The sequence below is a fragment of the Paraburkholderia fungorum genome (assembly GCF_902833645.1).
GTDB classification, from domain to species: Bacteria; Pseudomonadota; Gammaproteobacteria; order Burkholderiales; family Burkholderiaceae; genus Paraburkholderia; species Paraburkholderia fungorum.
Genome location: NZ_CADFGE010000005.1, coordinates 459,190 through 465,433, shown reverse-complemented (window position 1 = coordinate 465,433; position 6,244 = coordinate 459,190). Strand labels below are relative to the sequence as shown.

At 62.1% G+C, this 6,244-nt stretch carries 4 protein-coding genes; 2 read left to right on the top strand and 2 right to left on the bottom strand.

The genetic code is table 11. The features are described 5' to 3' along the window. Positions 1 to 194 precede the first annotated feature (194 nt). Together HWX91_RS19155 and HWX91_RS19150 are read right to left on the bottom strand one after the other, a co-directional pair. Complete coding sequence (locus HWX91_RS19155) at positions 195 to 1,073, bottom strand: lipid A biosynthesis lauroyl acyltransferase (protein ID WP_028200660.1); 879 nt, start codon at positions 1,071 to 1,073, stop codon at positions 195 to 197. Positions 1,074 to 1,478: 405 nt separating this feature from the next. Further along, the gene (locus tag HWX91_RS19150; protein WP_028200659.1) at positions 1,479 to 3,980 is read right to left on the bottom strand and encodes a penicillin-binding protein 1A; all 2,502 of its coding nucleotides are present in this window, start codon (positions 3,978 to 3,980) and stop codon (positions 1,479 to 1,481) included. 450 nt (positions 3,981 to 4,430) lie between these two features. Here HWX91_RS19150 and HWX91_RS19145 point away from each other — a divergent pair, with 450 nt between their 5' ends. Both HWX91_RS19145 and HWX91_RS19140 read left to right on the top strand, forming a co-directional pair. Further along, the gene (locus HWX91_RS19145; protein WP_028200658.1) at positions 4,431 to 5,045 is read left to right on the top strand and encodes a hypothetical protein; all 615 of its coding nucleotides are present in this window, start codon (positions 4,431 to 4,433) and stop codon (positions 5,043 to 5,045) included. 444 nt (positions 5,046 to 5,489) lie between these two features. Next, on the top strand, positions 5,490 to 6,170 hold the full coding sequence (locus HWX91_RS19140; RefSeq protein WP_028200657.1) for a PspA/IM30 family protein: 681 nt from the start codon (positions 5,490 to 5,492) through the stop codon (positions 6,168 to 6,170). Positions 6,171 to 6,244 lie beyond the last annotated feature (74 nt).

Genomic DNA, 6,244 nt, shown 5'->3' with positions numbered 1-6,244 from the left:
GAATCCGGAGCGCACCCTGGCATCGGCTCACAGATACAAGCAGGCAGCGTAACGGTTCAGGCGACAACTACCTTGACACACACCGCAGGCAAAGAAAAGTAGGTGCCGCCCCGCACAGGGGCAACGCTAATAGACCACTAACAAAACAAGGAAAGGCCAAAAGACCAAAAAAACCAACAACCCAGCGCCCCGCGCTAATAAACCCCTGCCTCCCCAACAGGCCGATTCTTAAACCGCTTATGCACCCAATAATACTGATCAGGAATCCGACGCACCTGCGTCTCAAGAAACTCAGTAATCCGCCGTGCATCAACCGAAACATCATCCGAAGGAAAGTCACTTAGCGCGTCGAAGATAGTCAGCTTATACCCGCGATAGCCGGGCAAGACTTCAGTAACAAACGGCACCACCCTCGCATTCCCGGCCCGCGCCATCCGCGAAACGGACGTGAGCGTACAAGCCGGCACACCAAAAAACGGCACAAACACCGAATCCCGCAGCCCAAAATCCATATCGGCAGCCAGCATAACGGGCTTGCCCTCCCGCAACACGCGCAGGGCACGCCGCACACTATCGCTGCGCGGAATCATCTCCGTGCCAAAACGCCCGCGCTGCCGCTTGGCCATCGCGTCGAGCAGGAGATTCGACATTGGCGTATACAGCGACGCAACCGGATGCCGCGTCGAATACATCATGCAACCGGCCTCGATCCCGACAAAATGGAAACCGACAAAAATCGTCGGCTTGCCCTGCATGTCAGTGAGATCGATCGCGCTCTCCACTTCGACAAGACGCGCCAGCGACTGCGCATTGCCGAACCATTGCGGGCCGCGCTCGACATAACTGCGGATGACATGACAGAAATGCGCCCGCGCGAGGCGTTCGCGCGCTTCGTCGCTCATGTCGGGAAAACATAGCCTGAGATTGGTATGCACGACGCGCCGGCGCGCGCTCGGGATCCGGTACAGCAACGCACCAATGCCCGTTCCGATACGCGCAACGACGCCGTACGGCAGCAGAGCGAACGCGCGCAGCAGACCTGTCATCAGACAGATGAGTATTCGACTTTTCAAGAGGCAACTGCCCGGTGGATGCTGGATGACAATCACCCCAGCCGCTGCAACCTGACGGTCACCCACGGGCGAAGTGGCATGTGCACGCGTAAATGGGTCTCGCGCGGCACGACTTTCGAAGATGGACGCCTCGCTCGCGACGAGGCACAGCAGTGCTGGAGGCTAAAACCGCTCGGGAATCGAGCGTCCGGATAGGACCAGTCTGAAAACACCGCAGGCGTGATTAAAACACACTGGCAGAGGCGGGAACAAAAACTGCGGGAGGGGTTCACCCGTATAGCGCCATTGATCCGCGCCAGGCCGCGATTCCCCGCCCTTTCAAAAATCAAGCCTGTGCGGCTCCGGGTAAGCCGCACAGACCCGCTACGCCGTCAGCCGCCCCCCGACAAGAAGCGCCAGAGGAGCTCAAGGCTTGTTCGTCTCGAACAGATCCATGATCTGTTTCTTTTCATTCGACGAGACGCTCGGCACCGGCACCGCCGGTGGTGTCATGCCAGCCGGCCCCACGCCGCCCACCGCGTCGCTCGCGCCGGCGGTCGGATTCGCCGAATCGAGGCCGATGCTGGCCACGAACCCGTTACCCGGCGTCATGTCCGTATAGAACAGCTCGCCGTCGACGGAGGTCACGCCGTCCGGCTGCGCCGGCTCACTTTGCGGCACGCCGCGCAACGCGCGCTGCATGTACTCGACCCAGATCGGCAACGCGAGCTGCGCGCCAAACTCGCGGCTGCCGAGGCTCTTCGGCTGGTCGTAACCCATCCACGCCACCGCCACCAGCGACTGCTGATAACCGGCGAACCAGCCGTCCTTCGCGTCGTTGGTCGTACCGGTCTTGCCCTGCAAGTCCGAACGATGCAGCACGTTGGTGCCCGCACCCGTGCCGGCCGTGGCCACCGAATGCAGCAGGCTGTTCATGATGTACGCGTTACGCGGTTCAAGCGTGCGCGGCGCATCGCGGCCGGCGGTCAGCGGTTGCGCTTTCGAGAGCGGCTCGCCGCGCGCATCCGTTACCTCGCTGATCAGATACGGATTGATGCGGTAGCCACCGTTCGCGAACACCGAGTAGGCGCCCGCCGACTGCAGCGGCGTGACGAGGCCCGCGCCGAGCGCCATCGGCAGATACGGCGGGGTCTTGTCGGCATCGAAACCAAAACGCTGCGTGACAAAATCTTGCGCGTACTTGGTGCCGATGAACGACAGGATGCGAATCGACACCAGGTTCTTCGACTTCTCCAGTGCGAGCCGCATAGGCATCGGACCATCCGGCTGATCGTCGTCCTTTGGCTCCCACGCGTCGCCACCCGGCGTGCTGGGCGGGAAGTACAGCGGCGCGTCGTTGATGATCGTGGCCGGTCCGAGCCCCTTGTCGAGCGCCGCCGAATAGATGAACGGCTTGAAGCTCGAACCGGGTTGGCGCCACGCCTGCGTCACGTGGTTGAACTTGTTCTTGTTGAAGTCGAAGCCGCCCACCAGCGCGCGAATCGCGCCGTCCTGCGGCGTGAGCGAGACCAGTGCGCCTTCCACTTGCGGAAGCTGCGTGATTTGCCAGTTGCCCTTGTCGTCGGCGACGAGGCGCACAATCGAGCCCGGCCTGATCTTCGTGGCGGCCGTTGCGCGTGCGGAGAGCGCGCCGGCCACAAAGCGCAGGCCGTCGCCGCTGATCGTCACTTCGGTGCCGTCGACCAGTTGCGCCTTCACCTGCTTCGGATTCGCGTCCGTCACCACGGCGGCGATGATTTCGCCGTTGTCGGGGTGATCGGTGAGCGCATCGTCGATCGTCTGATCGCGGTCGTCGCCCGGCGCGGGCAATTGCACGAAGCCTTCCGGCCCACGGTAGCCGTGACGTCGCTCGTAATCCATCACGCCCTTGCGCACCGCGCGATAGGCGGCGTCCTGGTCGGCGGAGTCGATCGTGGTGGTGACGTTCAGGCCGCGCGTATAGGTTTCGTCCTTGTACTGCGCGTACATCATCTGGCGAACCATTTCGGCGATGTACTCGGCATGCACGCTGTATTCGTTGCCCGGATTGCGCGTATGAATCTCTTCCTTGACGGCCTGGTCGTACTGGTCCTGCGTGATGTATTTCAGCTCGAGCATGCGCTTCAGAATGTATTCCTGACGGATCTTCGCGCGCTTCGGATTGACCACCGGGTTATATGCGGACGGCGCCTTCGGCAGGCCCGCCAGCATCGCGGCCTCAGCCAGCGTGATGTCTTTCAGATCCTTACCGAAATACACGCGCGCGGCCGCGGCAAAACCGTACGAGCGCTCGCCCAGATAAATCTGGTTCATGTAGACCTCAAGGATCTGGTCCTTGGTCATCGCGCGCTCGATCTTGTACGCGAGCATCATTTCGTAAATCTTGCGGGTGTAGGTCTTCTCGCTCGAGAGGAAGAAGTTGCGCGCCACCTGCATCGTGATCGTGCTTGCCCCCTGGGAGGCGCCGCCATGCATCAGGTCGGAGACACCCGCGCGCAAGATGCCGACGAAGTCGACGCCGCCGTGCTCGTAGAAGCGATAGTCTTCGATCGCGAGCACGGCCTTTTTCATCTGGTCCGGAATGTCCTGGAAGCGCACGATGCTGCGGCGCTCCTCACCGAACTCGCCGATCAGCACGTGGTCCGCGGTGTACACCCGCAGCGGCACTTTCGGCCGATAGTCGGTCAGTGCGTCGAGCGACGGCAGTTGCGGCCCCATCACCACGAGCGCGTAACCGACGATCAGCGCGCCCACTACGGCGAGTGTCGCCAGCAGACCGAAAAACCCGATGACGATGGTTACGCCGAGCGACCGGCGACCGGCCTCAGCGTCGCGCGAAGCAGCGTTGCGTCCTGGAGTGCGGTGGTAGGCGTCCCGGTCTTCACCAGCCGGAGAGTTTGAGGAATGCGGTCGTTTGATGATTGGCATGACTGGAATGTTAGGCGCGCAACTCAACGCCTTTCTGCATGAGGCGCAAAACACCGCGCGGCCCTACGCCCCCGGGCGGCCGCACGGCACGCCTGGGACTTGTCCGGCGCAACGTAACAGCGCATTTTAAAGAAATCAAGCGCCGTCCAAGACAGTTTTTTTGTAAGAATTCCCTTCGCGAGGCGCAACAGCGGGTGTCCTGAGCAAGCGGACAGGCGCCCGGCGCGGCCCGCCAGGGTTATCAACAGAAATTGTTGAAAGGCCTGTGGACAAGCCCGCCGGAAACGCTACAACTCGTTGATGTCACGGGATTTTCACGTTGCGCCCGTTCCGCATCGGCGCAACTCGTCATATGATGGACTCGGCGCGCGGGTCATCAACGGCGCGCGCGACGGCGTACGCCAGAAACACGCCTTGAATCGCCAATGCCAACAAGTATGCGAGCCGACCATGAACAAGCCCAGCGAACGCATCGTCGTATTCGTCACGACCGCTCAGAAACGCGCGATCGCCGCCATCGCCGACGATCTGGGCATTAGCGTCAGCGAACTGATGCGGCGCGCGGTGTTAAGTTTTGGCGCGACCAGCGAGCAGGTGAAAGCGGCCGGCATCGTCGACCGGCTGCGCGCACCGCGCGCGCCAGACGCGCTCGACGCGGCGCTGCAGCGCGTCGCACAAGGCACGCGCAACGCACGGGCGGCGCTCCCGCCTGCCCTGCGAACCCGTGGTGACAACGAGACTGCCGTATCGGCGGACGGCGCGGCGGCAGCGCAGGCGAATGAATTATTAGGTACACCCGCAGGCGGAAGCCCTGGGCCGTTACTGCCGGCCGGTGTACTGGCCGCGCTCACCGCCACCGCCGAGGAAATCGAAGCCGCCGCGGCCGCCGAAGCGGTGGCGCGCGTCACTGCGGCCAAAGCGGCGTCCGTTGCGGACTCGGCGCAGCAACCGGACGACATGCAAGCGCAGGTGCGCAACGCACTCAAACGTCCGCGTGTCAGGGCCGTGCGCGACGAAGACGATCCCCAGGGCGATCCCAGCACGGAAGGCGGCCGCTTCGCATAAAAGCACAGGTTGACAATCGAACAACCTGATCCGCCTCGCATCGGCACGTTATCGCTCGAGGCAGGCAAGCCGCTCCTGGCACGCCCGTTCACATCCGCGACACTCGCCGCGCCGACACTCGTTGCTCGAATGCCCGCCGCATGGATGCCAGAATACAAATGGAAGCGCTGGCGTCATCGCGCCCTTTAAGGGGGTTTTAAGAGAATGCGTGGTGTAATATCCGCGGACGGCTGAATGACTCGCCGCGCGTTTTAACCGCTGACGCAATGTGTAAATCGGTTGCAAACCGTAAATTTATCGCGTCGCTATTGCAATCGGCGAGCGCGCCCCGAAATCCGGTCCGAACGTTGCGCAGCTTCTCGCGTAGCGGCGTAAAGTAGTATCGGAAAGCAGTTAAAGCGCGTGGGAATTATTCAGCGCCGATTTCATTCTTTGGAGGTTTTCATGTCGCTTTTTGACAGCATTTCGCGCACGCTTAAAGGTCTCCTGAACGACGCAGCCGATTCCGTGCAGGATCCGTCGCGTGATTCACGCCAGATTGTGCGCGAACTCGACGAGAGCATCGCTAAAGCCGAGAACTCGCTGATCGAGATTCAAGCGCAAGTCGCCACGCAACAGAGCAAGCGCGATGTTGCCGCCGACAAGGCGAAGAAGTACGAAGACGGCGCGAAGCGCGCGCTGCAATCTGGCGACGAAGCGCTCGCGCGCGAAGCCCTCGGCGCGCAAGCCACGGCCGAAGCCGAGCGCGATGCGCTGGCGAAGGAATTGACTACGTTGGAGCCGTCGGTTGCGCAATTGAAGAGCCAGATCGACGACATGCGTGGCCGTCGTAACGACCTGAACGCGCGCTCGAATATTCTGCAAGCCAAGCAGCAGATCGCTCAGGCTAAAGATGTTGCGGCCACCGCGCTGGGCGGCATCGGCGGCAAGAATCTGTCTGAAGATTTCCAGAAGCTGGAAGACAAGGTTGCGTTGTCGAATGCCCGTTCCGACGCGCGCCTGAATTCGGCTGACGTGAAGAGCGGCAAGGCGCTCGACGACAAGCTCGCGGATCTGAACCGCGGTCCGTCCGTTGAAGATCGTCTCGAAGCGTTGAAGAAGCAGCTCAACACGCCGGCGCAGTGATCGCATCAGCAGTAAATACCGGTGGCCGTCACGCAGCCGGTGTGCCGGCCGCCGGTATGCCGGCCACCGGATGC